Annotated in this window: 1 protein-coding gene; it reads right to left on the bottom strand. The window is 46.0% G+C overall.

Translation table 11 applies throughout. The annotated features are described in order from the left end of the window. Positions 1-7: 7 nt before the first annotated feature. The coding region (locus ACNQ0T_RS23510) for a hypothetical protein (protein ID WP_417930414.1) at positions 8-324 on the bottom strand (317 nt) is incomplete at its 5' end.

The following is a 324-nucleotide window of genomic DNA, read 5'->3' as shown; positions in this document are numbered from 1 at the left end:
GATACTGTTAATATGTTGTCTTCTGTAGGCGTTCCTCCAAACGAAGTAAGGCTCTTATCAGCTGGCGAGTTGTACGAGGTTTGCGGCGTTTTTCAGCGCGCCACTCGAAACCATATAGAAAGGCGTTGGCTTCCATCAAAAGATTGTCGAAATGCGTTGGCGCACCACCTGCGCAAGATTTTTCCAAACGAATGGATAGAGCACGCAAAATGGACAGAACTAATTGAGCACGGATTGGATAGTATGATTCATGGACGTAACCACCCCCGTATACCTGAATCTGAGTTTTGGGATTCCTTGGAAGAACTAGAGTCAGACTTACAC

The sequence above is a fragment of the Enterobacter cloacae complex sp.6700776 genome, from assembly GCF_048284255.1.
In the GTDB taxonomy this organism is placed as follows: Bacteria; Pseudomonadota; Gammaproteobacteria; order Enterobacterales; family Enterobacteriaceae; genus Enterobacter; species Enterobacter intestinihominis.
This window is presented reverse-complemented; position numbering and strand designations above follow the sequence as displayed.